At 67.7% G+C, this 25280-nt stretch carries 28 protein-coding genes; 18 read left to right on the forward strand and 10 right to left on the reverse strand.

Annotation, left to right across the window (positions count from 1 at the left end; translation table 11 throughout):
- The first annotated feature begins 32 nt into the window (after positions 1 to 32).
- Entirely contained in the window at positions 33 to 677 is a 645-nt protein-coding gene (locus PV646_RS32670) for a hypothetical protein (protein WP_500346149.1), read from the forward strand.
- A gap of 178 nt (positions 678 to 855) precedes the next feature.
- On the opposite strand, the gene PV646_RS32675 is transcribed toward PV646_RS32670, so the two are convergent.
- The gene (locus PV646_RS32675) at positions 856 to 1527 is read right to left on the reverse strand and encodes a fibronectin type III domain-containing protein (RefSeq protein ID WP_500346150.1); all 672 of its coding nucleotides are present in this window, start codon (positions 1525 to 1527) and stop codon (positions 856 to 858) included.
- Positions 1524 to 2126, reverse strand: coding sequence for a hypothetical protein (locus PV646_RS32680; RefSeq protein WP_189156940.1), 603 nt, complete (start codon positions 2124 to 2126; stop codon positions 1524 to 1526). Before PV646_RS32680 ends, PV646_RS32675 begins: the two co-directional genes overlap by 4 nt.
- Positions 2127 to 2206: 80 nt before the next feature.
- Between PV646_RS32680 and PV646_RS32685 the strand changes: the two genes are divergently transcribed.
- The gene (locus PV646_RS32685; protein WP_500346151.1) at positions 2207 to 3094 is read left to right on the forward strand and encodes a LysR family transcriptional regulator; all 888 of its coding nucleotides are present in this window, start codon (positions 2207 to 2209) and stop codon (positions 3092 to 3094) included.
- Here the strand turns inward: PV646_RS32685 and PV646_RS32690 are convergent.
- On the reverse strand, positions 2997 to 3860 hold the full coding sequence (locus PV646_RS32690) for an EamA family transporter (RefSeq protein WP_500346152.1): 864 nt from the start codon (positions 3858 to 3860) through the stop codon (positions 2997 to 2999). The two genes, PV646_RS32685 and PV646_RS32690, sit on opposite strands and share 98 nt — an antisense overlap.
- Before the next feature lie 93 nt (positions 3861 to 3953).
- Between PV646_RS32690 and PV646_RS32695 the strand changes: the two genes are divergently transcribed.
- Positions 3954 to 4862 carry an RluA family pseudouridine synthase gene (locus tag PV646_RS32695; RefSeq protein WP_500346153.1) on the forward strand — a complete coding sequence of 303 codons (909 nt, stop codon included), beginning with the start codon at positions 3954 to 3956 and terminating at the stop codon, positions 4860 to 4862.
- On the opposite strand, the gene PV646_RS32700 is transcribed toward PV646_RS32695, so the two are convergent.
- On the reverse strand, positions 4857 to 5750 hold the full coding sequence (locus tag PV646_RS32700; protein WP_500346154.1) for a phosphotransferase family protein: 894 nt from the start codon (positions 5748 to 5750) through the stop codon (positions 4857 to 4859). The genes PV646_RS32695 and PV646_RS32700 overlap by 6 nt on opposite strands.
- Before the next feature lie 116 nt (positions 5751 to 5866).
- Here PV646_RS32700 and PV646_RS32705 point away from each other — a divergent pair, with 116 nt between their 5' ends.
- Positions 5867 to 6886, forward strand: a complete 1020-nt coding sequence (locus PV646_RS32705; protein ID WP_500346155.1) for an acyltransferase family protein — start codon at positions 5867 to 5869, stop codon at positions 6884 to 6886.
- Here PV646_RS32705 and PV646_RS32710 read toward each other — a convergent pair.
- Positions 6834 to 10028 carry a GH92 family glycosyl hydrolase gene (locus PV646_RS32710; protein WP_500346156.1) on the reverse strand — a complete coding sequence of 1065 codons (3195 nt, stop codon included), beginning with the start codon at positions 10026 to 10028 and terminating at the stop codon, positions 6834 to 6836. The two genes, PV646_RS32705 and PV646_RS32710, sit on opposite strands and share 53 nt — an antisense overlap.
- Positions 10029 to 10081: 53 nt before the next feature.
- Between PV646_RS32710 and PV646_RS32715 the strand changes: the two genes are divergently transcribed.
- Positions 10082 to 11344, forward strand: a complete 1263-nt coding sequence (locus tag PV646_RS32715; RefSeq protein ID WP_500346157.1) for a BNR-4 repeat-containing protein — start codon at positions 10082 to 10084, stop codon at positions 11342 to 11344.
- On the opposite strand, the gene PV646_RS32720 is transcribed toward PV646_RS32715, so the two are convergent.
- A complete protein-coding gene (locus PV646_RS32720; protein WP_500346158.1) occupies positions 11341 to 11775 on the reverse strand; it encodes a hypothetical protein in 435 nt (144 codons plus the stop codon). The two genes, PV646_RS32715 and PV646_RS32720, sit on opposite strands and share 4 nt — an antisense overlap.
- Before the next feature lie 58 nt (positions 11776 to 11833).
- On the opposite strand from PV646_RS32720, the gene PV646_RS32725 reads away from it, so the two are divergent.
- From PV646_RS32725 to PV646_RS32740, 4 genes are all read left to right on the forward strand, one after another.
- Positions 11834 to 12217 (forward strand): VOC family protein, encoded by a 384-nt coding sequence (locus tag PV646_RS32725; protein WP_500346159.1) that lies wholly within the window; start codon positions 11834 to 11836, stop codon positions 12215 to 12217.
- A gap of 118 nt (positions 12218 to 12335) precedes the next feature.
- Entirely contained in the window at positions 12336 to 13025 is a 690-nt protein-coding gene (locus tag PV646_RS32730; RefSeq protein ID WP_500346160.1) for a chitinase, read from the forward strand.
- Between the two features lie 100 nt (positions 13026 to 13125).
- Positions 13126 to 14196, forward strand: a complete 1071-nt coding sequence (locus tag PV646_RS32735; RefSeq protein WP_500346161.1) for a glycoside hydrolase family 19 protein — start codon at positions 13126 to 13128, stop codon at positions 14194 to 14196.
- Between the two features lie 53 nt (positions 14197 to 14249).
- The gene (locus tag PV646_RS32740) at positions 14250 to 14738 is read left to right on the forward strand and encodes a DinB family protein (protein ID WP_500346162.1); all 489 of its coding nucleotides are present in this window, start codon (positions 14250 to 14252) and stop codon (positions 14736 to 14738) included.
- A 21-nt stretch (positions 14739 to 14759) separates the two neighbouring features.
- On the opposite strand, the gene PV646_RS32745 is transcribed toward PV646_RS32740, so the two are convergent.
- Positions 14760 to 15005, reverse strand: coding sequence for a mycoredoxin (locus tag PV646_RS32745; RefSeq protein WP_090069138.1), 246 nt, complete (start codon positions 15003 to 15005; stop codon positions 14760 to 14762).
- Positions 15006 to 15286: 281 nt separating this feature from the next.
- On the opposite strand from PV646_RS32745, the gene PV646_RS32750 reads away from it, so the two are divergent.
- Both PV646_RS32750 and PV646_RS32755 read left to right on the forward strand, forming a co-directional pair.
- The gene (locus PV646_RS32750) at positions 15287 to 15925 is read left to right on the forward strand and encodes a DUF4360 domain-containing protein (RefSeq protein ID WP_500346163.1); all 639 of its coding nucleotides are present in this window, start codon (positions 15287 to 15289) and stop codon (positions 15923 to 15925) included.
- A gap of 62 nt (positions 15926 to 15987) precedes the next feature.
- Positions 15988 to 16632, forward strand: a complete 645-nt coding sequence (locus PV646_RS32755; protein WP_500346164.1) for a DUF4360 domain-containing protein — start codon at positions 15988 to 15990, stop codon at positions 16630 to 16632.
- A 53-nt stretch (positions 16633 to 16685) separates the two neighbouring features.
- Here PV646_RS32755 and ilvA read toward each other — a convergent pair whose 3' ends face one another.
- A complete protein-coding gene (gene ilvA / locus PV646_RS32760; protein ID WP_500346165.1) occupies positions 16686 to 17921 on the reverse strand; it encodes a threonine ammonia-lyase IlvA in 1236 nt (411 codons plus the stop codon).
- An 86-nt stretch (positions 17922 to 18007) separates the two neighbouring features.
- Between ilvA and PV646_RS32765 the strand changes: the two genes are divergently transcribed.
- Both PV646_RS32765 and PV646_RS32770 read left to right on the forward strand, forming a co-directional pair.
- Positions 18008 to 18844 carry a lytic polysaccharide monooxygenase auxiliary activity family 9 protein gene (locus PV646_RS32765; RefSeq protein ID WP_500346166.1) on the forward strand — a complete coding sequence of 279 codons (837 nt, stop codon included), beginning with the start codon at positions 18008 to 18010 and terminating at the stop codon, positions 18842 to 18844.
- 83 nt (positions 18845 to 18927) lie between these two features.
- A complete protein-coding gene (locus tag PV646_RS32770) occupies positions 18928 to 20169 on the forward strand; it encodes a ThuA domain-containing protein (RefSeq protein ID WP_500346167.1) in 1242 nt (413 codons plus the stop codon).
- Here the strand turns inward: PV646_RS32770 and PV646_RS32775 are convergent.
- Positions 20156 to 20557 (reverse strand): hypothetical protein, encoded by a 402-nt coding sequence (locus PV646_RS32775; protein ID WP_500346168.1) that lies wholly within the window; start codon positions 20555 to 20557, stop codon positions 20156 to 20158. The two genes, PV646_RS32770 and PV646_RS32775, sit on opposite strands and share 14 nt — an antisense overlap.
- Positions 20558 to 20700: 143 nt before the next feature.
- Here PV646_RS32775 and PV646_RS32780 point away from each other — a divergent pair, with 143 nt between their 5' ends.
- The 5 genes from PV646_RS32780 to PV646_RS32800 are packed head-to-tail and all read left to right on the forward strand — an operon-like array spanning position 20701 to position 24440.
- Positions 20701 to 21138: an XRE family transcriptional regulator gene (locus tag PV646_RS32780; RefSeq protein WP_500346169.1), complete on the forward strand. Its 438-nt coding sequence runs from the start codon at positions 20701 to 20703 to the stop codon at positions 21136 to 21138.
- Positions 21139 to 21141: 3 nt separating this feature from the next.
- Entirely contained in the window at positions 21142 to 21654 is a 513-nt protein-coding gene (locus PV646_RS32785) for a hypothetical protein (protein WP_500346170.1), read from the forward strand.
- Entirely contained in the window at positions 21655 to 22764 is a 1110-nt protein-coding gene (locus PV646_RS32790) for an MAB_1171c family putative transporter (protein ID WP_500346171.1), read from the forward strand.
- A 15-nt stretch (positions 22765 to 22779) separates the two neighbouring features.
- Positions 22780 to 23844 (forward strand): ATP-dependent DNA ligase, encoded by a 1065-nt coding sequence (locus PV646_RS32795; RefSeq protein ID WP_500346172.1) that lies wholly within the window; start codon positions 22780 to 22782, stop codon positions 23842 to 23844.
- Positions 23841 to 24440, forward strand: coding sequence for a YigZ family protein (locus PV646_RS32800; protein WP_500346173.1), 600 nt, complete (start codon positions 23841 to 23843; stop codon positions 24438 to 24440). The genes PV646_RS32795 and PV646_RS32800 overlap by 4 nt, the downstream gene beginning before the upstream one ends.
- Here the strand turns inward: PV646_RS32800 and PV646_RS32805 are convergent.
- On the reverse strand, positions 24437 to 25216 hold the full coding sequence (locus PV646_RS32805; protein WP_500346174.1) for an alpha/beta hydrolase: 780 nt from the start codon (positions 25214 to 25216) through the stop codon (positions 24437 to 24439). The two genes, PV646_RS32800 and PV646_RS32805, sit on opposite strands and share 4 nt — an antisense overlap.
- Positions 25217 to 25280: the final 64 nt, after the last annotated feature.

Genomic DNA, 25280 nt, shown 5'->3' on the forward strand with positions numbered 1-25280 from the left:
AAACCGACCAACGCGTAAGGCAGAGTGGACGCATGGAAATCCCCGGCATGGGACTTGCCAAGCAGGCGCTCGACACCGCGCTCGGCACCACGGCGGCCGTCGCGGCGGTTCCGGCCCGTGTGCTGAGCCTCATCGGCGAAGTCGAACAACTCGTCCGCAAGGTGAACGGCACCATAGACGCCGTTGATGGCATCGTCGCGAGGGCCGGCGAACTGGTCGACCGCACGGCCGATGTGGTCGCCGACGCGGAGAAGGCCGTCGTCGAGGTCCGCGCGATCACGGCGAGCGCGAGCGACGTCGCCGATCGGGCCGGCCTCGTCGTCACGGCGGCCGGCAACACCGCGCACACGGCCAACGAGCTGATCGACATGTACGAGCCGATAGCGAAGCAGGCGCAGCCGCTCGCGAAGCGGTTCGTCGAGGAGCTCTCGCCGCACGAGATCGAGGCCGCGATCAAGCTCGTTGACGAGCTGCCGGTGCTGACAGAGCACCTGACCAGCGACATCCTGCCGATCCTCGCCACCCTGGACAAGGTCGGCCCCGAGGTCCACCAGCTGCTCGAAGTCACCAGCGACATGCGTCAGGCGATCCTCGGCATCCCCGGTTTCGGGTTCATGCGCCGGCGCGGTGAGAAAAAAGAGGAAGAAGAGGGTGTGAAAGCGGAGGACAACGGGTAGCCCACCCACATGAGCGCTGACGCGAACGACGATTTGCTGACCTGGTGGCTGCTGACCAGCGTGTTCGGGCTGCTGTCCGCGATCAACGTCGCGCTGGCGGTCACGGAACGCACGACCTGGCCCTACGCGCTCGCGGCGTTGCTTCTCGCCGCGAGCGCGTGGAGTGCCAGACAGGCGCTCAGGCCTTCCCCGTCGTCTGATGCGTCAGGTTCGACGGTGACCCGAACCGGAACGCGCGCACCCGATAGGTCGCGACCTTCTCGTCTGGGAGTGTGATCACCCCGTACGAGGTGGTGTCCGGGTCGAGCTGCACGGCGACGCGGTAGTCCGCCGCACCCGAGGGCTTGACCTCGATCAGGTACCCGTCCTCGTCCGCCGCCCGGTCCTGCCAGGTGAACAGGATCCCGTTGGCGTTCTTCACCTCGGCTTTCAGCTCCGCCGCCGCGGACTCCGGCGAGGACACGGGGTTCTTGCCCCCGCCGGCCTTGACCGGCGCGGTCCAGTCCGGCCCCTCGATCTCCGGCACCTCGTCGCCTGGCGGCAACGAGACGTCCACAGTGGTCGAGGCGGCGCCCGTGAACGGCCGGACCCGGTAGTAGAACTGGGTTTCCGGGATCAGGTCCGGGTGCTCGTAGGTGTCCTTCGCCGGTGCGGCGAACTCCAGGATCGTGTACTCGCCGTCGGCGGAGTTCGCGTACTCGACGACCTGCCCGGCCGACCCCGCCTCCGGACGCCAGTGCAGCGTCACGTCGATCGGCGAGGTCAGCTCGGACGTCAGCGCGGGGTCCTGCTGTTCCTGGCCGCAGGCAGCCAAGAACAGCAGGAACACCATCACAGAGCGTTTGATCACTTGCGCCAGAACCGCACGTTGCTCCAGGTGACCGTGGCCGGTCCCTGGCCGCTGGACGTCCGGTACGCGCCGAACTTGTCGTAGAAACTCGTACCGCTGCTCGCGTACGTGTGTGCACGGGAGCCGTTGATGTACGTGCGGTGTTCCGTGGACGTGTTGTGCACGGTGTTCACGCGCACGGTCGTGCCCACGGTCGCGCCGGTGGCGATGGTGGCGCCCCCGTGCACTGCGTAGAGCCGGCCGCCGCGTTCCACGGCAAGCATCCAGAACGGTCCCGCGCTGGGGGCCTCCCGGAACGTCTGCTTGAGACTGATGCGGGTGCCGCCGAGACTCGTGATCCGGAAGCTGCCCTCGAACTGGCGCGTGCCGCCGGTGTAAGTGGCGTAACGCCGCTCGGCACGCTGGTCACCGCTCGCGGTGGAGCAGGTGAGTTGGAAAGTCAGGTTGCTGACGGTGCCGCAGCCGCGTTCCTGGACGGTGAACGACGGGGAGTAGCTGGTCCACGGACCGGTTTCAACCTGGGCCTGTGCCGGGGCGACCGACACGAGCAGACCGGTTGCCATCGCGATCCCCGCGACGTTGCGGAGTCGTTTGGACATACCGATACCTCCTCAAAACGTGCTGAGGACAGCACGTATTTCCAGGGGGCGGTGACGAGACTGTATCGGATAATGATCCGATGTTCGACCTCCATCGTCTGCGACTGCTGCGCGAACTTTCCCGAAGGGGAACGCTCGCGGCCGTCGCGCAGGCGCTGAACTACAGCCCCTCGTCGGTCTCGCAGCAGCTGTCGTTGCTGGAAACCGAGGTCGGCGTGCCCCTGCTGGAACCGGTCGGGCGTCGTGTCAAGCTCACGCCGCAGGCCGAAATTCTGGTGCGGCACACCGAGGAGGTGCTCGCGCGGCTGGACCAGGCCGAGTCCGAGGTGGCCGCCTCCCTGCACGAGATCACCGGCACGCTGCGGGTCGCGACGTTCCAGACCGCGGCGCTGGCGCTGATCCCGGCGACGCTGGCGCGGATGAGGGACGAGCACCCGTCGTTGCGGATCGAGTTCCAGGTCCTCGACCCGGCGGAAGCGCTTTCCGCGTTGAACGCCAGGGACTTCGACCTCGTCTTCGTGGAGGAGTGGCCGGACCAGCCGGAGGCCAGGTTCACGGGTCTGGAGTACCGGGAACTGTGCCGGGACCCGATCCGGCTCGCCGTCCCACGTGGACTCGCGACGGACGAGATCGGCTCCTACCCGTGGATCATGGAGACCGAGGGGTTCCCTCAGCGGATCTTCAACGTGAACTGGTGCCGCCACAACGGCTTCGAGCCGGACGTGCGCTTCTCCTCGACCGACGTGCTGGTGAAGCTGCGGTTCGTGGAACGGGGTCTCGCGGTCGCGTTGCTGCCGGACCTGATCTGGTACGACCGCGAGATCACCGTGGACCTGCACGAGCTGCCGGAACCGAAGTCCCGGCTGCTGTTCACTGCGGCACGGGCAGGACGAGGTCAGCATCCCGCGGTGCGGGCCTTCCGCGAGGCGCTGGCGCTCTCCGTAGCGCCGCTCCAACCCCTGCCGTGATCACCAGCGCCATGCCGCACAACGAGATCAGGCTCAGGTGCTGGCCGAGCAGCAACGCTCCGGCCAGCGCGGCCGCGGCGGGTTCGAGCGCGAGCACCACGCCGAACGTGCTGGCCTGCAACGTCTTCAGAGCGCGGATCTCCAGCGTGTACGGGATCGCGGACGCGAGCAGCGCCACGAGAGTGCCGAGCAGGAGCATCTTGGGCTCGAACAACGCGGCTCCGGCCGTCGACAGCCCGTACGGCAACGTGAGCGCCGCCGCGATCAGGCTCGCCCCGGCGAGCCCACCGGTGCCGAGCCCGGCCGTCGCGAGCTTGCGCCCGGCGAGGATGTAGCAGGCCCAGAACGCGGCCGCGATCAACGCGAGCGCCACGCCGATCAGGTCGAGCTTCGCGCCGGTGTACTCGTGCACGCCGAGGACCACGACACCGGCGAGCGCCAGCCCGACCCACACGAAGTCCCGCGCCCGCCTGCTCAGCACGGCCGCGAGCCCGAGCGGCCCGAGGAACTCGATCGTCACCGCCACGCCGAGCGGGATGCGGTCGAGCGCGAGGTAGAACGTGCCGTTCATGCCGGCCATGGTCATCCCGAGCACGAGCGTCTCCTGACGGAACTTCGGCCTGACCACCACGCACAGCATCAGCGCCGCGATGCCGAGCCTCAGTGCCGTGGCGCCGGGCGCGTCGATCTGGCCGAAGAGCTGGTTCGCGAACGCCGCGCCGAACTGCAGTGAGATGACCGAGCCGAGGACGAGGAAGACCGACATGCGCCCAGTCTCGGGTCCACCATCCCTTCGGTACAGCGAATGTTTGTAAGCGATATCGTTCGGTTTTCCCGAATATTTAGACTGGCCGGTGCGATGAGACGCAAACCCTCCTCCCCACTTCCCCAGCGCAACGGCCTGGACGCGGCGCGGCTGAAGATGCCCTCCGAGGGCCACTGGCCGTCGTTGCGCGACCACCTCGTGGAACGGCTGCCGCGCGTGGCCGCCGAACGCGTCGACGAGATGCTGGCCGAGGAGCGGATCTGGGGCGTCTCCGGGCCGTTGGGCGTCGACGCGCCGTTCGTGCCCGACTCCTACATCTGGTTCCACCGCGACCTGCCCGTCGAGGTGCCGGTGCCGTTCGAGGTGGGCGTGGTCCACCAGGACGACGACATCGTGGTGGCCGACAAGCCGCACTTCCTCGCGACGATCCCGCGCGGCGCCCACATCATGCAAACGGCGCTGGTGAAGCTCCGCGACTCGCTGGGCCTGCCCGACCTCTCCCCCGCGCACCGGCTCGACCGCGTCACGGCCGGTCTCGTGCTGTTCGTGGTGCGGCGCGAGCTGCGCGGCAAGTACCAGACGATGTTCCGCGACCGGGTGGTGCGCAAGGAGTACGAGGCGATCGCCCCGTACGACCCCGCGCTCGAACTGCCGCGCGTGGTGCGGTCGCGGATCATCAAGGAGCGCGGCATCATCACCGCGTTCGAGGTCGACGGCGAGCCGAACGCCGAGACCCACGTGTCCCTTGTGGAGCATCGCGGTTCGCTGGGGCGCTACCACCTCAAGCCGTTGACGGGCCGCACGCACCAGCTGCGGCTGCACATGTCCGGGCTCGGGGTGCCGATCGTGAACGACGACTTCTACCCGGTGCTGCGGGACCAGCCGCTGGACGACTTCTCGTCGCCGTTGCAGTTGCTGGCGCGCGATCTGTCCTTCGTGGACCCGGTGTCGGGTGTGGAACGGTCGTTCACCTCGCGGCTGAAGCTGTCCGCCTGGTCATGAGACGTGGGTGCGGACGGTGCCGATCGGCTGCGGCTCCCAGACCTGACCCATCCGGTCGAGCAACCGCCGTGCCAGCGCGCTCGTCTCCGGGTGGGTCTCGGTGAACGTCGCCACCACGCGCGCCCGGTACATCAGCCGGCCGCGCGCGGTCGTGCTGTACCAGAACCAGTCCTCGTCGACGACCTTCGCGAGGTGGTCAGTGCCGTCCCGCTCAGCGCGCTGCACCAGCGCGTCGCCGTTCACGAACCACCGCACGCACGCGTCCTCGAGCGGCGCCGTGAAGCCGCGTTCCTCGAAGTAGGCCTGTTCGGCGGCCTCGCGCAGCTCGCGGGGCGTCTCCGTGACGGTCGCGCAGGTCGGGAACCCGATGCGGAGGTAGACGACCTCGGCCAGCCCGTCCCCCAGCGCCGCGCCTTCGAGGTCGACGAACCGGGCGCCCTGGTCGGTGTACATGTCGTTGCCGGCGCACGGGTCCCCGTGCAGCAGGTCGAACCTCCCGGTGTCCTCGAACACCAGCTCGGCCTCGGCGCCGCCGATCTCGACCTCCATCGCCCGCACGAACCGCAGGAACGGCGCCGGGTCCGGGATCACCTGACGGGGCAGCAGCCCGGCGTGCTCCGGACCGGTCGCCCCGTGCAGACGGGCGAGGCCGCGGGCGTAGTCGACCACCCAGTCCTCGCGCGGCGGGTCGGAGCGCAGGCGTTCGAGCACCACGGTCCGCTGCTCGTGGTCGACCTCGAGGACGCGCGGCACCACGCCGGTGTGCTCGGCGAGCCGCAGGGCCGTGATCTCCCGCTCGAACGCCGCCGGGTCGCCGACCACCTGCTTGACGATCCGGTCGCCGTCGGCCCACACGCGCGACCGGACACCGCTCTGCAAACGTTCCACGAAGTCCACTATTCCACAGTCAGGACGAATTCTGTAACAATGGTGTTCACGCGCGCGAGTCCACGATCGTGCAGAACCAGGAAGCGAGACTGGCGCGATTACCCTCCCTGACCGGCATGCGATTCGTCGCCGCGTTCATCGTGTTCGGATTCCACATCAACGCGGCCGGTCTCTGGCCCTATCTGGACGTCCCGTTCCGACAGGGCGCCACCGGCGTCAGCTTCTTCTTCATCCTGTCCGGATTCGTGCTCACCTGGTCCGCGAAACCGGACACCGGACCGGTCACCGTCTGGCGGCGCCGGGCGGCCAAGATCTTCCCCAACCACCTCGCGACCTGGATCATCGTGCTGGTCTCAGCAGGTGCGGTGACCCCGGCGGCCGCCCTCGCGAACCTCTCGCTCACGCAGGCCTGGTTCCCGAGCGAAAGCGTCTACTTCGGTCTGAACACACCCGCCTGGTCATTGTCGTGCGAATTGGCTTTCTATCTGGCCTTCCCACTTCTGATCAGGTGGCGGATGCAGAAGCCGTGGCTCGTCGCAAGTGCGGCGGTGATCGCGATTTTGACAGTTCCGGCGATTGCACTGTCAATGCCAGGACACCTCGAATACTGGTTTGTGTTCGTCTTTCCTCCGGTACGTGCGCTTGAGTTCGTTTTGGGCATGGCAATGGCCCGAGTGGTCCAGCAGAACAAGTGGATCGGAGTAGGGCTCTGGCCCGCGAGCGCACTGTTCGTGGCCGCGTACCTCGGCTCGTGGTACCTGCCCGCGTCGTTCCCGTACGTCGCGGGCACGGTGATCCCGCTGGCGCTGCTCATCCCGGCCGCCGCCGTCGCCGACCTCACCGGCAAGTGGTCACCGTGGCGGTCGAAGTGGATGGTGTGGCTGGGCACCGTGTCGTTCGCGTTCTACATGGTCCACCAGATCGTCATCCGGGTGAGCGAGAAGTTCCTCGACGTGCACGCGTTCCCGCTGGTCGCGGCACTGGGGATGTTCGTGGTCTCGATGGTCGCGGCCTGGCTGCTGTACCGGCTGGTCGAGGTGCCCGCGGAACGGTTCATCAAGGGGGCACCCCGACCAGCACTGGTCACGCCAGCGTCAACGCGTACAGCTCCACCCGCGGATCGTCGGGCAGCGTGACCGAACGGACCGTCTTGGTCGCGTCGAGCCTCAGCGACTGACCGAACAACCGGACCGGCGGTCCGTCGACGCCCTGCCCCGCCTTGATGCGGTGGGGCATCTCCAGCACCGCCGGACCGCCGCCCGCCCAGTCCGGCACGGACGCCGCGACCTCGGCCGAGGTGCCGTCGGTGTACCAGACGGTGAAGGCGGCCGACACCGGTCCGTTGTGCGACGAGCCCACGACGTGCAGCCAGGAGTACTGGCCGGTGGGCAGCAGCAGCCCCTGCCCGTGCGCCTCCACGAAGTTCGGCTTCGTGCCGGTGGGGTCAGGTGCCTGGTAGGTGATGCCGCCCCACGTCACGGGTCCCGCCGGTGGCAGCAGAGCCGCGTCGTAGCTCCAGCCGCCGCCGTCGAAGTTGCCCGCGGCGGAGTCGGCGACCGTCGCCGTGCCGTCGTGGTTGAGCTCCGGCGTCACGTCCACCGAGCACGTCGAGAGTGCGCACAGGGCAGCCGGTTTGACCTCGACCACCGCCTTCAGCGACACCGACTCGACCTGCACGGCGACCTCGTACGAACCGGCGGCCACACCCGCGGGCACCGTGAACGTCAGCGGCACCGTCTTCTGCGTCGGCAGGTGCCTCGACACGATCGCGAACGGCTTGGCACCGCTCACCTTCCAGCCCGCCGGAGCCGTGACGACCGGCTTCACCGACGTCGCACCCGGCGCCTGCGCCAGTACGTCGAGCTGCACGGTCAGCGACTGCGCGGACTCCGAGGTGGGCAGCACGATCTCGGTGCTGCGCAACGACGCCGACAGCGCGCGGCGCGAGTCCTGGTCGCCGTCGTTGAGCGACGGCGGCTCGTCCCCGCGCCCGGTGCCCCACGAAGACGGCTTCGACGAGACCTCGTGGGTCAGCTTCCCGCCGCGCTGCAACGAGGACCACGACAGCCAGGTCTTGCGGACGTCACGGCCGCCGAAGGACACGTTCTTGATGTACCGGTTGGTGTCCGACACACCTCGCGCCGACACGGTCAGCGTGCCGCCCTGCGAGCCGTGCTGTCCGATTCGGACGGTCGCGGACTCGAACTGCGGTGAGGACAGGGCGAGGAAGTCCGCGCCGTTGAACGTCGGGTAGATGCCCAGCGACGAGAAGACGTACCAGGCCGACATCGTGCCCAGGTCGTCGTTGCCGGTCATGCCGTCCGGACCGGTCGTGAACAACGTCATCGCCGCCCGCACGACCGTCGCGGTCTTCGACGGCGTGCCCGACCACAGGTACATGTACGGCGCGAGCAGGTCGGGTTCGTTGTTCGGGTTGTAGGTCGGCTTGCCGTAGTAGTCGTACGGCTCGGTGATCCAGTCCTGCCGGGCGGTGCCGGCCGGGTCGATCAGCAGCTTGTCGTAGGCGAAGAACGAGTCGAGCCGCTTCTCCGTCGCCTTCCGGCCGCCCATCAGCGACACGAGTCCGGCGGGGTCCTGCGGCACGAGCCACTGGTACTGGTAGGCGCCACCCTCGTGGAACTGGTGCGACGCGTCCACCGGGTTGTACGGCGCAAGCCACGTGCCGGCGGCGGTGCGCGGCCGGAACTGGCCGATCGAGGAGTCCCACAGGTTGCGGTACCACTGGCCGCGATCGGCGAACATCCGCGCGTCGGCCTTCTTGCCCAGTCCCTTGGCCATCAAGGCGAGCGACGCGTCGGCCGCCGAGTACTCCAGGGTCGCGGACGCCGGGTGCACGCAGTCGTTGTCGCCGCCCTTGTGCGCGCAGTCCTTGCCCAGCTCCAGGCCGGAGGGGATGTAGCCGCGATCGTTGTAGTAGGTGACACCGGAGCGTCCGTTGTACGGCGACTCGGCGGGAGGCAACGACGTGGCGTTGGCGCGCAACAGCTTGTACGTCTCCTCCTCGTGTCCCTTCAGCAGTCCCTTGGACCAGGCCTCGACGAGGAACGGCGTCACCGGGTCACCGGTCATGATGTTGGTCTCGGACGACGCCAACGCCCAGCGCGGCAACCATCCGCCGTCCCGTCCACTGGCCACGACGGACAGTGCGACGTCCCGGGCGACCTTGGGTTCCAATATCTGCAGCAACTGGTTCTGCGGCCGATACGTGTCCCACAACGAGAAGTTCTGGTATGGCGTGTAGCCCGAGGCCGTGCGCACCTTCCCGTCGAAGCCCATGTACTTGCCGTCGACGTCGCCGGCGAGGTTCGGGTGCAGCACCGAGTGGTAGAGCGCGGTGTAGAAGGCGACCTGCCGATCACGTGGGCCACCGGACACCCGGACGGCGTCCAGCTGTTTCCTCCAGGTGTCCTTGGCCGCCGCCACCGTGGCGTCGAAGTCGTGGGAGGGAGCCTCCGCCGCGAGGTTCTTCCGCGCGCCCTCGATGCCGGTGTACGACAGGCCGAGCTTCAGCACGACGTCCCGGTCGGCGGTCGCGTCGAACGTGACCCACGCGCCGTTCCCGCCCGTGCCGGCGGCGTCCCGGACGCCCGGCGTGGGAACGCTCCCCCGCCACGCGCCGAAGGAGGCGAACGGGCGGTCGAACGTCGCCGTGAAGTACACGGTGTGCTCGTCCTTGCCCGCGCAGAACCGGCCGTTGCGCACCCGGCCCTCGATGGTTCTGTCGCCGACGACGTGGATCTCCGAGTCCAGCACCGTCTGGTTCGACCGTCCGGTGTTGAACAGGACGTTGGCCGCGCCCGAGGAGGGGAACGTGTAGCGCTGCCAGCCGGTCCGCTGCGTGGCCGTGAGCTCGGCGTTCACGCCGTACTTGGGCAGCCCGACCCGGTAGTACCCGGGCTGCGCTGCCTCGTCCGAATGGCTGAAGTCCGACTTGTAGGCGTTGATGTCAACGTTGTCAACGGACCCGACTGTCGGCATCACCGGCAGCTCGCCCATGACGCCGCAACCCACACCGGACAGGTGTGTCTGCGAGAAGCCGTAGATGGAGGTGGCCTTGTAGTCGTACCCGCCCTGACCTCCCGTGTCAGGGCTGACCTGCACCATTCCGAACGGCACCGAGGCGCCGGGGAAGGTGTTGCCGAAGTTCTGCGTACCCACGAAGGGGTTCACCAACGACGAAGGGTCCTCGTCGACCTGTGCCGCGTGCGCGGGGACTGCTAGACCCAGTAACAGCCCGGCTACAACCAGTGTCCGCATGGAAGGCAGTATTGTCTGATCGTCGCCGCCCCGACACCCATCGGAGGTCGGCGATGCGCGCTTTGGCCGCAGTGTTGCTGCTTCTTGTCGCGTTTTGTCAACCGGCGCAGGCCGCGCCCACTCTCGACACCGTCACCACGGCGAGCGTCTACGGGTGCCTGCGCACCAACGGCGCGGGCGTGTACGACGCCACGGTGAACAAGACGTTCGTGACGTACTCGGGGACCAGGCACGACATCTACGTCAAGGCGTTCGACCACGCCGCGAACACGTGGTCGGCGGCCGTCCGGGTCGCCACGCTGAACCTGACGCACGACAACGCCTACCACGACTACCCGGTGCTCACGCAGCTCGGCGACGGCAGGCTGGCGGTCTTCCGCGCCACGCACACGGCGTCGATGCAGCTCTACACGGCGCCCACGCCGCGGTCGATCACGGGCACGTGGACCGCGCGGACGATCAGCACGGACAAGAACACCTACCCCGAGCCGATCGTCACGGGCAACACGATCCACCTGTTCTACAGCCACAACACGGATCTGTCCTACCCGTACCGCACGTACAAGGTGATCAAGTCGACGGACAACGGCAGGACGTGGTCCGCGCCCCGCACGATCATCGACTCCGGCCGCACGGCCGACAGGTACGCCGAGGTGTACGCGTTCGGTGTGACGCAACGCAACGGCCGCGTCTACCTGACCTGGTCGCTGCACGGCGGTCCGAAGGGCCACAACGGCAGCGGCAAGAACATCTACGTCGCCTACTTCGACACGGCGTCCGGAAACCTGTTCACGGTCGGCGGCGCGTCACTCGGCACGGTGATCGACTCGTCGGACACCGACAAGACCCGCGTGGTCACGACGAACCCGACTGACCTGCCCGCGGACAAGGCGTTGCCGGAGGAGAACCCGGTGACGGTGCCGTTGAACGACGGCTCGCTCGTGCTGGGCTACGGCGTGCACACGAGCAGCAGCACCAGGATCGTGCTCGCACGGTTCGCCGGTGGCGCTTGGACTTCCACGACGGTCGACACGTCGACGTCGTTGTTCAAGGACCTCGTCGCGACCGGCAACGGCGTGGACTTCTCCTACGCCAGCAAGGATCGCAGGCGGTTGCTGGTGAAGTCGTGGACGCCGGGTGGCGCGGTGACGGCGAAGCACGACCTGACGGTGCCGTATTCGGCCGGTGCCGACACGACGTTCTACGCGAACTTCGTGGAGAACCGGCCGAGCGACCTGATCGCCAACACGATCGACTACGAGACCCGCAGGACCAACCACACCGGCACGTGGCCGGTGTTCTCGATCCGCGGCTAGCAGCGCTTGCTGGAGAACGCGGTGAAGTTGTCGTCCTGCTGAACGCTGATCATGCCGTAGGCGGCAGTGCACTTGGACAGGGTGGAGGCCGGCTTGCCCCAGAGCTCGACGGGGGCGAACTGGCTGCTGTTCCCGCCTTTGTAGGTGTCCGGTGTGCTGTCGCCGGCGCTGCCGTAGACGGCGATCGCGGTCTGCGTGCCCCAGTAACGGCCGGTGGCGCGGAAACTCTCCCAGACGTAGACGTAGGAGTAGTTCGCACCGCACCCGGCGAACTGCTTCACGGACGCGATGTTGTTGCCGCGCCACTTGATGTACCCGGCGGACCCGATCTGCGCGGCGCTCACGCAACCGGGCACGGTCTCCGCGTTGGCCACACCGGGAGAGACGAAACCGAGCAGCACGAACACGGTGGCGATGATTGCCCTCTTCATGCGGGTGATCGTCGCCGTTCACGCTGACAACTCGCTGACACGCGGGTAAGCAGGACACATGCCCGTACAGCTCAACCACACCATCGTCCACGTCAGCGACCAGAACCACTCCGCCCGCTTCCTCACCGAACTGCTCGGCCTGCCGGACCCGGTGCGCTACGGCCCGTTCCTCGTCGTCGAGGTCGCGAACGGCGTGTCCCTCGACTACATGACCGCGCAGGGCCCGATCACCGAGCAGCACTACGCGTTCCTGGTCTCGGAGGAGGAGTTCGACGAGATCTTCGGCCGCATCCAGGAGCGCGGCCTGAACTACTGGGCCGACCCCTTCCACTCCCAGCCCCAGCAGATCAACCGCAACGACGGCGGTCGCGGCGTCTACTGGAACGACCCGGACGGCCACGCGCTGGAGATCATCACCCGCCCGTACGGTTCCGGTTCCTGACGAACCGGTTCACGTATCTAAAAGGTATAGACCACCTCTTGTGCTCGGAGTCCCTGCCTGCCACCGTGAGAGCGGTAACACACCGTGGGCGCGCAGATGCTCCGAGGAGTTGGTCCCCATGTTCCGGACACGCGCCGCCGCCCTGATCGTCGCGCTGATCGGCGTCTTCACGCTCGTTCAGCCGGCGACGGCAGCGCCGTTCATCGTCACCGAAGCGCAGTTCAACCGCATGTTCCCGTCCCGCAACGCCTTCTACACCTACTCGGGCCTGAAGAACGCGATCAACTGGTCGGGTTCCTTCGCGAACCAGGGCAGCGACACGGTGAAGAAGCAGGAGCTCGCGGCGTTCCTCGCCAACGTCTCCCACGAGACCGGCGGCCTGTACTACATCCGCGAGATCAACCAGAGCGGCGACTACTGCGACGAGAGCAAGCCCTACGGCTGCCCCGCCGGCACCAGGCAGTACTACGGCCGTGGACCGATCCAGCTGTCGTGGAACTTCAACTACAAGGCCGCCGGCGACTACCTCGGCATCAACCTGCTGAACAACCCGGACCAGGTGGCCACCAACGCCACCACGTCGTGGAAGACCGCGATCTGGTACTGGATGACGCAGAACGGCCCCGGCACCATGACCCCGCACAACGCGATGGTCAACTCGCGCGGCTTCGGCCAGACGATCCGCAGCATCAACGGATCGCTGGAGTGCGACGGCCGCAACCCCGGCACGGTGGAGAGCCGCGTTTCGAAGTACCGCTCGTTCACGTCGATCATCGGTGTCGCAACGGGATCGAACCTCTACTGCTAGTGACAAAATAGGTCTAGACCCTTGACTGGTCTGGACCAGTGATGCCAACCTCAGCGTTGTTCACATACCTGATCCTCCGGGCGCAAGACTCCAGGAGTGAGTGACCTTGCTGAGAAAACGAATTCTGGCGTCGCTCGCGGCGGTGGCGATGGCGGCGACCGTGGCCGTCATCGCACCGACCGCGTCATCCCAGGCGGAAGTGTCCGCACAGGCCTGCTCGTTCACCAACTGGGCAGCGGGCACGTGGTACACGACCGGCTCGATCGTGAAGTTCAACGGCTCCTACTACATCGCGGAGCACGACAACCCCGGTTACGACCCGACGGTCTCCACCTGGTTCTGGGAGCCGACGAGCTGTGACGGCGGTGGAGGTGGCGGCGGCGGCACCTGCACCAGCGCCACCGACTGGGTCGCCGGGCGGCAGTACTACACGGGCAACATCGTGAAGTACAACGGTTCCTACTACATCGCCGAGCACGACAACCCCGGTTACGACCCGACGATCTCGACGTGGTTCTGGGAGCCGCACAACTGCGGCGGTGGCGGAAACCCGGGCACCGGCTTCCCCATCAGCGAGTCCCAGTTCAACAGCTTGTTCTCCGGTCGCAACAGCTTCTACACCTACCAGGGCTTCGTCGACGCGGCACGCACCATCCCCGCGTTCGGCACCTCCGGCAGCGACACGGTGAAGAAGCAGGAAGTCGCGGCGTTCCTCGCGAACACCGCGCACGAGACCGGCAACTTCGTCTACATCGAAGAGATCAACAAGAACAACGACCTCTGCGATGAGAGCCAGCCCTACGGCTGCCCGGCCGGCACCTACGCCTACTACGGCCGCGGTCCGATCCAGCTGTCGTGGAACTTCAACTACAAGGCCGCCGGTGACTACCTGGGCCTGAACCTGTTGCAGAACCCGTACCAGGTGGCGCAGAACTCCACGACCGCGTGGCGGACGGCGATCTGGTACTGGATGACGCAGCGCGGTCCCGGCTCGATGACCGCGCACGACGCGATGGTCAACGGCGCCGGATTCGGCCAGACCATCCGCAGCATCAACGGTTCCCTGGAGTGCGACGGCCGCAACCCGGCGCAGGTCCAGAGCCGCGTCAACAACTACAACCGGATCACCGGCGCCATCGGCGTGACCCCCGGCGGCAACCTCTACTGCTAGTGGTTGTCCTGACTAGGACTTGAGCGGTCCTAGTTCGGTCATAGCTTCACTGCATGACCATGGAGCTCACCGATCTGCTGCACGAACTGAACGACCAGCGCAGGACCTTCCGGGTCACCGTGCGGGGTCTCACCCCGGCCGACGCGGTGAAGCGGACGACGGTCAGCGAGCTCACGCTGGGTGGGTTGCTCCAGCACCTCACCCGGTGTGAGCGCGGCTGGACCCACATCATGACCGAGCAGCCCCTGCCCCCGCCCGGCATGCTGGACTTCGACCAGTACACCTGGACGGGCAACGACTTCGAGGGACTGCTCGCTTCGTACGACGAGGCGGTGCGCGCGACCGACGAGGCCGTGCGCACCGCCTCTCTCGACAAACTCGTACCGCTGCCCTCTGCGCCGTGGGACGAGAATCCGCAGCCCATGTCGATCCGGCGGATCGTGCTGCACCTCATCCGGGAGACCGCGCAGCACGCGGGCCACGCCGACATCCTCCGCGAGACGCTCGACGGTCAGTCGACCACGGCGTCCCTGTACGAGTAGGCCTCACCCACGAGCAGGCCCTCAGGCCGCGAGCTGCTCCTTCACCTGCGCCAGCGACGGGTTGGTGAGCGCCGCGCCGTTCGGGAAGTGGACGGTGGGAACCGTGCGGTTGCCGCCGTTCACCTCCATCACGAAGTCGGCCGCGCCCGGCGTCTCCTCGATGTTGATCTCGACGTACTCGATGCCTTCGCGGTCGAGCGAGCTCTTCAGGATGCGGCAGTAGCCGCACCACGAGGTCGAGTAGACGGTCAGCTGGTCGGGAGCCATCAGGCGCACTCCTCGTCGGGGTCGGACGGTGTCACCAGAGTCAACACCGGGCGACGGGCGCTTCTTCCCCGGGGTGCCGGCGGGATCGTCAGGCAATCGTCAGGTCAATTCCCGTAACCGTGAGTCAGCATAGTTCGCGCGCGTCCGAGAATTTCGGCCGCGCAATTCGTCGTGCATTCGCCCGAACACCCCCTACGAATTCAGTCACCCAATCGGCGGCCCATCACCACGCAGGGTTTCCGATATCGTCTGAATTCCGCCGCCGCTCACCGCAGTCATGAATGGAAAGGCTGGCCATGCTGAAAAAGGTGGCGGCTGCTGCCCTCGCGCTGTCCGCGGTCCTGACCGCGCCGGCCGCCCACGCAGCACCCGACGTTCCTGATTTCGTGACGATCGACGTCGTCACCGTGAACGGTTCCGGCTGTCCCGCCGGCACCGCGGCCGTCGCGGCCGGGGACGACCGCACGGCGTTCACAGTCACGTACAGCCAGTACCTCGCGCAGGCCGGCCAGGGCTCCGGCCCCACCGACTTCCGCAAGAACTGCCAGCTCAACATCAGAGTGAGCTACCCGCAGGGCTTCACGTTCGGCATCGCCCAGGCCGACTACCGCGGGTTCGCCAACCTCCAGCAGGGCGCCACCGGCACGGAGAAGGGGAACTACTACTTCCAGGGCATGTCCCAGGGCGCGAGCCGCAGCCACACGTTCACCGGACCGAAGAGCGACAACTGGCAGGCGACCGACCGCGCGACGGTCTCGGAAATCATCTACGCCCCCTGCGGAGAAGTCCGGCACCTGAACATCAACACCGAACTGCGCGTGAACGCCGGAACAGCGTCGAAGGCCAACAGCTTCATGACGATGGATTCGACGGACAGCAGCGTGAGCACGAAGTACCAGTTCTCCTGGAAGCGCTGCTGATCGAGGCACCGATAACCGCCGCCCGTTCATTTCGTTGAACAACCCCGACGGAAAGGTGCCCCATGCTCAACACACTGGCCGCGGCCGTGTTCGCGATGTCGACGATCGTCATCCCGCCCGGCGGCGCCCCCGGTGACACTCCCCCGCCGGACCACATCACCATCGACGTCGTGACCATCAACGGCTCCGGCTGCCGGGCGGGAACGGCCGCCGTGGCCGTCAGCCCGGACAACAAGGCGTTCACCGTCACGTACAGCGAGTTCATGGCGCAGGTCGGCCCGCAGGCCCTGCCCACCGACTTCCGCAAGAACTGCCAGCTGAACCTGCGCGTCAACGTGCCGTCCGGCTTCACCTACGGCATCGCGTCGACCGACTACCGCGGCTTCGCGCACCTCGAACGCGGTGCCACGGCCCTGGAGAAGGCGAACTACTACTTCCAGGGCATGTCGCAGACGGAGTACAAGCAGCACAACTACAAGGGCCCGTTCAGCGACGACTGGCAGGCGACGGACACGACCGACGTGGCCGCCATCGTCTACCACCCGTGTGGTGAGAAGCGGAACTTCAACATCAACACGGAGCTCCGGGTCATGGCCGGCACGTCCGACAAGAAGCTCACCAGCTTCATCTCGATGGACTCGACGGACGGGGCCATCGAGACGACCTACCACTTCGCGTGGAAGGTCTGCCCTCCCCCGAGGCCGTAGTACCAGCCAGGTGCCGGGCATTCCGCGAACCGGGGTGCCCGGCACGCCCCTGATCAGATCAGGAAGCGGTACGCCGTCGACCCCGGCTCCACGTGCTGGATCTTGAGCGGGGACTCCTTCATCCGCCCCCACAACAGGTCGTAGTCCTCACGACGCCCCAGCTCGATGCACACCAGCGCGGCACCGGTCTCCCGGTTGTCCCGCTTCATGTACTCGAACTGCACGATGTCGTCGTCCTTGCCCAGCACGTCGTCGAGGAACCGCCGCAGCGCGCCGGGCTCCTGCGGGAACTCCACCAGGAACCAGTGCTTCAGACCGCGGTGGATCATCGACCGCTCGACGATCTCGGCGTAGCGCGACACGTCGTTGTTGCCGCCGGACAGCAGGCACACCACCGTCGAGTCGGGCGCGACGGAGATCTCCTCCAGCAACGCCGCGGACGCCAGCGCACCGGCGGGCTCCGCGATGATGCCGTCGATCTGGTACAGCTCCAGCATCTCCGTGCAGACCGCGCCCTCGGACACCGTCAGGAGTTCGGCGCCGCTGTCGCGCACCATCGGGAACGTCACGTCGCCCGCGCGGCGGACCGCGGCGCCGTCGACGAACGAGTCGACCTCGGGCAGCGTCACCGGGTGCCCGGCCTGGATGGCGGCGATCATGCTGGCGGCCCCGGCGGGCTCGACGCCGATGATGCGGGTGCGCGGGAAGCGTTCCTTGAACCACGTGCCCACGCCGGAGAGCAGGCCGCCCCCTCCGATCGGCACCACGACCACGTCGGGGGCGCCGCCGAGCTGCTGGACGATCTCCAGGCCCACGGTGCCCTGGCCCGCGACCGTCCGCGGGTCGTCGAAGGCAGGGACCAGGGTCGCGCCGGTCGCGGTCGCGTACTCCTTGGCGAGCGCGGCCGCGTCGTCGTAGGTGTCGCCGTCGACGACCAACTGGACCATGCCCTGACCCAGGGCGTGGATGCGGTCGCGTTTCTGGCGCGGGGTGGTCCGCGGGACGTGCACGCGGCCCTCGATGCCCAGGCGGCGGCAGGCGTACGCCATGCCCTGGCCGTGGTTGCCGGCCGACGCGCAGACCGCGCCGCCGAACGCGAACTCGGTCTGGCAGAGCAGGTTGAACGCTCCGCGCAGCTTGTAGGAGCGACCGACCTGCAGGTCCTCGCGCTTGAACCACACGCGCGCCCCGGTCCGCTCCGACAACCGCTGGTTCACCTCGAGCGGCGTGGTGCGGGCGACTCCACCGAGCCGGGCTGCGGCCGCGGACACCTCATCAGCGAAGGACATGTCAATACATCTTCCGTGAACGACTTGGGTCTGGCACGCGTACCCCTAGAAGGAAGGGGGCGGTGCCTGTGTTTCGCCTTGTGGGCGTGCTATCGCTGCTCATGATGCTCTCTGCTGTGCCGGCGCACGCCCATGGCGCGCCCACCGACCCCGCGAGCAGGGCTTTCCTGTGTTCACCGGGTCAGCCCACAGCATCATCCTCGCCGTGCCGCAGCGCCATCGCGGCGGGGTTGCCGTCCAAGGAGTGGGACAACATCCGCCTCCCGAACGTGCGCGGGCAGGACGCCGCGAAGGTTCCGGACGGCCGGTTGTGCAGCGCGGGCCTGGCGAAATACGCCGGTCTGGACGCGCCGAGCGCCGAGTGGCCTGTGACGAAGCTCAAGAGCACCGGCTTCACCTACAAGGCGACGATCCCGCACCAGGGCTCGTTCCGCTTCTACGTCACGCGCGACGGCTACACGCCGAACCAGCCGCTGCGGTGGGCGGACCTGGACCAGTTCCTCAACGTCCCCTCGCCCCCGCTCGTGAACGGCTCCTACGAGTTCAAGGTGCAGCTGCCGAAGGACCGCACCGGCCGCCACCTGATCTACACGGTCTGGCAGAACACGGACACGCCCGACACCTACTACTCGTGCACGGACGTGGAGATCGCGACAGCGGTCCGGACGCCGGTGGCACAGCAGGCACCCGCCGCACCGCCCGTGAAGGCCGCGCCTCCCACCCGGAAGACGAGCCAGCCGGCGGCGCCGTCGACCACGCCGTCCGCGCCGAGGTCGAGCATCCCCCAGCCGGTTCCCGTTGCGTCGAGTGCCGAACAACCTCCTTCGGACGCAACGAGGTTCGGCATGTCGGCCGTGGTCGCCGCACTGGGCGGGCTCGCCGTGCTCGGCGGGTTCATGTTGTGGCGCAAAAGAATTCTGTGAACGTCCCGGTCCCCAACAGGTCTAGACCTTCCCTACGATGATCTTCGGGCGCGCAACCCCTGCTACACGAAGGTGTGTACCCGATGGCTCGAAAACTGTTGGCGTTACTGGCAATGCTCGCCGCCACACTCGTCCCGGTTTCTCTCTCGGCATCGAACACGGCACAAGCGGCACCGTTCAAGGTGCTGGCGTTCTACAACGGAACGTGGGACGCGGCGCACATCGCGTTCGTCAAAGAGGCGAACCCGTGGCTGACCCGCGCGGGCCAGGAGAACGGCTTCACCTACGAGTCGACCACCGACTGGAACCGGCTGAACAACCTCACCCCGGCCCAGGCGCAGGTCGTGCTCTTCCTCGACGACGCCCCCACCGGCGCCGCGGCACGCACCGGGTTCCAGCGCTACATCGAGGCCGGCGGCGGGTTCTTCGGCTTCCACGTCAGCGCGTTCACCCAGAACGCGAACGAGTGGTCCTGGTACCACAACACGTTCCTGGCCAAGGGGAACTTCGTCAGCAACACGTGGGGTCCGACCACCGCGGTGCTGAAGGTGGAGACCCGCACCCACCCGTCGACGCTGAGGCTGCCGGAGCGGTTCACCTCGGCGGTCAGCGAGTGGTACAGCTGGGACCGCGACCTGCGGCAGAACCCGAACATCCAGGTCCTGGCGAGCGTCGACCCGTCGAGCTTCCCGCTCGGCACCGACCCGAACCAGACCTGGCGCAGCGGCTACTACCCGATCATGTGGACGAACAAGAACTACAAGATGATCTACGCGAACTTCGGCCACAACGCCATGGACTACGCGGCGAACAAGCCGCTGTCGTCCACGTTCGCGAGCCAGACGCAGAACAACTTCCTCATCGACAGCCTGCTGTGGCTGGGCGGTGGCGGCACCCCGCCGCCGCAGGGTGAGTGGAAGACGGTCGTCAACCGCGGCAACGGCAAGTGCGTCGACGCCGCGGCGGCGGGGCTGAACAACGGCACCGTCATCCAGCAGTACGCGTGCAACGGCACCACGGCGCAGAACTTCCGCGCGGTGGCGACGACCGACGGGTACTCCCGCGTCGAGTACCGCAACGACTCGACCAAGGTGCTGGACGTGAGCAACGTGTCCACCGCCGACAACGCCGGCATCCACCTCTGGACCTACGGTGGCGGCACGAACCAGCAGTGGCGCGTGACCACGGGTTCGGACGGCTACTCGACGATCACCGCGAGGCACTCGAACAAGTGCCTGTCGGCGCCGGCCAGTGCGGCCGACGGCGTGCAACTGGTCCAGGCGACCTGCAACGGCTCCGCCGCGCAGAGCTTCAAGATCGGTTAGGTGAGGACCGTGAGTGGTTCCGGTCGTCCAGGCGGCCGGAACCGCTCACGACCACCCGTTCACCGGGAACCGGGTCGCCCGCCTGCGGCGTCCCCAGGAACCCGTACATGTCGTTGAGCTGGTGCAGCGCCTGCACCGCGTCCCGCCACACCGGGCACGGCCACGCGCGATGCCGCCCGTACCAGGCACGACACGACCTGCACCGATGCCGTTCGTTCGGCTCGTGCATCCGCAGCAGCCCCCGCCACCACGGCAGCGCGTCACGAAGCCGCTCGCGCAGCGCGAAGACCTCGTGGGGCGCCTCGGTCTGGGCGAGCTGGTCCATGGTCTTGTAGACGACGTCGATCACCGAGCGGTGAAACGACCCCTGTCGTTCAGCAAGCGCCATCTCCCAGGTCCTCCGAAGTTGAGACAGGGACGGGCGGAGTCTATGTTGGCCAATGGAGGGCTTTCAACTGGCGAAAATCCACTCACCCGGATAGCCCTTTCTGTGGGTGGAGACGCTCACTGCGCGCGACTGGGGAGGCGGCGATGGCGGGGGAACGTTCCCTGGCCGACAGGCTCAACCACCTCTTCGCCCGGTACACGGCCCGTTCCGGCCAGGAGTTCAGCAACGAACAGGTGGCCGCGGCCATCGCGGACACCGGCGTGACCATCTCCCAGAGCTACATCTGGCAGCTGCGCAAGGCCAAGAAGGACAACCCGACGTTCAAGCACCTGCAGGCCCTGGCAGGCTTCTTCGGTGTGCCCGTGAGCTACTTCTTCGACGACGAGGTCACCGACCGCGTCGACGAGCAGCTGAAGTCGTTGCAGGACGAGCAGTCGCGCCTGCACGAGATCACCTCGGGCAGCGACGCGCAGCTCATGGCGATGCGCGCGGGGGAACTGTCGCCGGACCGCCGCCGCCTGGTCATGGAACTGCTCGACGTCGTCTACCGGCAGGAACAGGCCGAGCGCGGCGAGGGGTGACCCGTGGCCGAACGGGAGTTGCGCAGGCGGTGCCGCCGTCTGCTGAACGAGCTGGACATCCAGCCGCCGCTCGACGTCTCCGAGCTCTGCCGCCGCGTCGGTGAGCAGCGGGGCAAGCCGATTCGGCTGATCGCGCACCCGATCCCGGTGCCCGGCCCGTACGGCGTGTGGATCGCCACCGCGAAGGCCGACTACATCCTGTACCAGCAGGAGACGTCCAAGGCGCACCAGAACCACATCATCCTGCACGAACTCGGTCATCTGCTGGCCGGTCACACCAGCGACGAGCAGGACGACGACCTGCTCACGGGCCTCTACCCGGACCTGGAACCGGACGCGGTGCGGCGAGCGTTGCGGCGCACGTCCTACGACTCCGAGCACGAGCGCGAGGCCGAGACGGTCGCGACGATCATCCTGGAGTGGGCGTCGGTGCTGGACGCGGTGGCGCCCCGCGCGTCGGAGGGTCCCGCGCGCCGCATGTCGTCCTCGCTCGCCGACCGCCTGGGGTGGTTGTAGGTGGAGTACCTGAAGGAGACGCAGGGCGTCGTCGCGATCTCCGCGCTGGCCGTGGTCCTGTACCTGCTCGCGCGCCGCCCTCGTGACCCGCGCCTGCGGTCGGTGACGGCGCTGGTGGCGGGCTGGGCGGTCGGCTACCCGTTCGGGCGGGCGGCGTCCGGCGGGCGGTGGTTGTTCGGTCTCGACCCGATGGTCTGCCAACTGATCCAGCACTCGATGCTGCAGATCGGCGTGTACGGCCTGATCTGCTTCTTCATCTTCTCCGCACTGGACGACGCGCGCGCGAAACGGCAGGCGTTGCTCCAGCTCGCGCCGTTGGTGCTGTGCGTCAGCGTCATGACGTGGGCGGTGCTCGCGATCCCGGACGACCTGCGGGTGGCGGCGGCGCGCGTGCCGAACTCGCTGGGCGGCGGCCCGACCGGGATCCTCGCGATCACGGTGTTCTACGCGCTGGGCAACGGTTATCTGCTCTACGGCTTCGCGACGATGTTCGTGTGGGCCCGGCGGTACGCCCGTGACGCCGAGCCTCGTCTGCGACGCGGCCTGCTGATCGCGTCGACCGGGTTCGCGCTGCTGGTGCCGGCGGACGCGATCTTCGTGTCCTCCAACGTCTCCCGCTACTTCGGCGAGCCACTCCCCCGCTGGCTGCTGACCACCGCCGTGTTCTTCCTGCTGCCGGGCGTGCTGCTCTGCGTCGTCGGCGTGATCTACCCGATCGCCGCGATGCGGTTCGCGGCGACCCGCCTGTGGCTGCGGCACCTGCGGGCGTACCACCGGCTCGCTCCACTGTGGACGTTGCTGCACCAGTCGTTCCCCGAGGACGCCCTGCACCGCGTGCCGTCGCGCCGGGACGCGTTCTCGCTTCGCGGTGTCCACCGGCGCTACTACCGGCGCGTGATCGAGTGCCGGGACGGACTGGTGCGGATCAGCCCGTACGTCGCCGAGACGCCTTCCGGGCTGCCGCTGGCCGAACGGCTGCGGGCGGGACTCGAGACGCGCCGGTCGGGGGTGGTCACGCTGCGGCGGCCGATCGCGCTGGCAGTTCCCGAGGACGACGGCATGGACGCGGACGTGCGGGAACTCGAAAAGCTCGCGGTGGCCCTGCGCTGACCTTATGGTCCATTCGTGGACCTGCCCGTGATGCCGCCGGTGAAGCCGATGCTCGCGAAGTCCGTCCCTTCGCTGCCACGCGGGGACGGGCTGGCGTACGAGCCCAAGTGGGACGGCTTCCGCTGCATCGTGTTCCGCGACGGCGACGAGATCGAGCTCGGGTCGCGCAACGACAAGCCGCTGACCCGGTACTTCCCCGAGGTCGTCGAGCTGCTGAAGGACGCGCTGCCGCCCCGGTGCGTCGTGGACGGCGAGATCGTGCTGGTCACGCCGGACGGACTGAGCTTCGACACGCTCCAGTTGCGACTGCACCCGGCGGCGTCGCGCGTCCGCAAGCTCTCGGTCGAGACGCCCGCGAGCTTCGTCGCGTTCGACCTGCTGGCCCTGGGCGACGACGACGTGACGGGGCTGTCGCTGGCCGAGCGGCGGTCCCGGCTGGAGAAGGCCGTCACCGAGGTCCCCGGGATCTACCTGACACCGTCCACAGCGGACCCCGATGTGGCGCAGGACTGGTTCACGCGGTTCGAGGGCGCGGGGTTCGACGGCGTCATGGTGAAGGCCCTGGACGGCGTCTACGAGCCGGACAAGCGCGTGATGTTCAAGGTGAAGCACGAACGGACCGCCGACTGCGTGGTCGCGGGCTACCGGCTGCACAAGGACGGCGAGAGCGTGGGGTCGCTGGTGCTCGGGCTCTACCAGGACGGCGAGCTGCACAACGTGGGCGTGGCCAGCAGTTTCACGGCGGCGCGGCGGCGGGAGCTGGTCGAGGAGCTGGCGCCGTTGCTGAATCCGGCCGAGCACCCGTGGAGCGCGTGGGCGACGTACGAGGGGCCTGGCATGAACAGCCGGTGGAACCCCGAGAAGCAGCTTCAGGTCGTGCTGCTCGAACCGACTCGTGTCGCTGAGGTGCGGTACGAGCACGTGCAGGGCGGGCGGTTCCGGCACACGGCCCGTCTGGTGCGGTTCCGCGAGGACAAGACACCTTCGGAATGCACGTACGAGCAGCTGGAAGAGGTGGCGCCGGCCGAGCTGGACGCGCTGTTCGGCGAGGCGGAGAAAAGGCGGACAATCGAGCCGTGAAGGTGATCAGGCGGGACGGCACGCACGAGATCGAGATCCAGCGATCGAGGTTCCTGTGCCACGTCGCCCGCGTCACCACCGACTCCGAGGCCTCGGAGTTCTTCGCCCGCGTCCGCAAGGAGCACTGGCAGGCCTCGCACAACTGCACGGCGTTCCGGACCGCGGACACCCAGCGCTCGTCCGACGACGGCGAACCCGCCGGGACCGCCGGCGTGCCGATGCTGGAGGTCCTGACGCGCCGGGACCTGGTCGACACCGCCGTCGTCGTCACCCGCTACTTCGGTGGGATCAAGCTGGGTGCCGGTGGCCTGGTCCGTGCCTACGGACGGGCCGTGTCGGAAGCCGTCGACGCGATCGGCACGCTCACCCGGGAGCGCCACGAGACGAGACGTCTCGTCTCGGCTCACGACCAGGCGGGGAGGCTGGAGAACGCGTTGCGCGCGGCCGGGTACCACGTCGCGGACACCGAATACGGTCATGACGTCACCTTCACCGTTCTCACGAAGGACCCGGAGGCGTTCGAGGTCTGGCTCGCCGCTGCGACGGGCGGTGGGGTCACCGCGGTCAGGGGCGAGCCCGTGGACCTCGACGGTTAGAACTTCGCGGCCCAGTTCAGGGCGTAGTCGGCGACCTCTTCCCAGCCCTCCACACCCAGGACGAAGTGCGGGCGGTTCGGGAACTCCTTGATCTCGGTGATCGCGGGACCCTTGTACCGGCGGGCGTTCTCGCGGTTCATCGACGCGGGCACGACGTTGTCGCCCTCACTCGCGATGAACAGCAGCGGCGCGCGGTTCGGGTTCTTCAGGTCGACCTTGGTCGCGTTGTGCGTGGTGAAGTTCGCGGTCGCGGCCTGGAACAACGGGCGTCCGGGCGCGGTGATCGCGAACTGCTGCCGCAGCGCCTCGGCCTCGTCGGCCGGCAGCGTGTTCGTGAAGGCGTAGTGCCATTCCTTCGCGGTCAGCTCGACGTTGCGCTTGACGTTGGCCGGGTTCTTCAGCACCGGCGAGGCGGCCCTGAGCGCCGAGAACGGCAGCCCGAACGTGCCCTTGGCGGGAGCCGAGTGGATCGCGACGCCGGCCCTGCCGAGGCCCCGGTCCAGCAGCTTCTGCGTGATCAGGCCGCCGAACGAGTGGCCCATGATGATCGCGTCCTCCGCGTTGTTGTCGCGGATGAACTTCTCGACGTGGTCGGTGATCTCGACGACGCCGAGGCCGTTCGCGATCTCCGGGTGGGCCCGCATCTCGGCGACCTCGCCGTAGCCGGGCCAGGTCGGGGTGAGCACCTCGTGGCCTGCCGCCTCGAAGCGCTCGGCGACGTTCTTCCAGCTCGCGGGGGTCAGCCACAGTCCGTGAACCAGCACGATCTTCGACATTTCCGTCTCCCTCGGTCGTGGAGAACGCTCGTTCTCCGGCATGAGTGCTAAGGTAGAGAACGAG

Source organism: Streptomyces sp. ID05-26A (assembly GCF_033794685.1).
GTDB lineage: Bacteria > Actinomycetota > Actinomycetes > Mycobacteriales > Pseudonocardiaceae > Lentzea.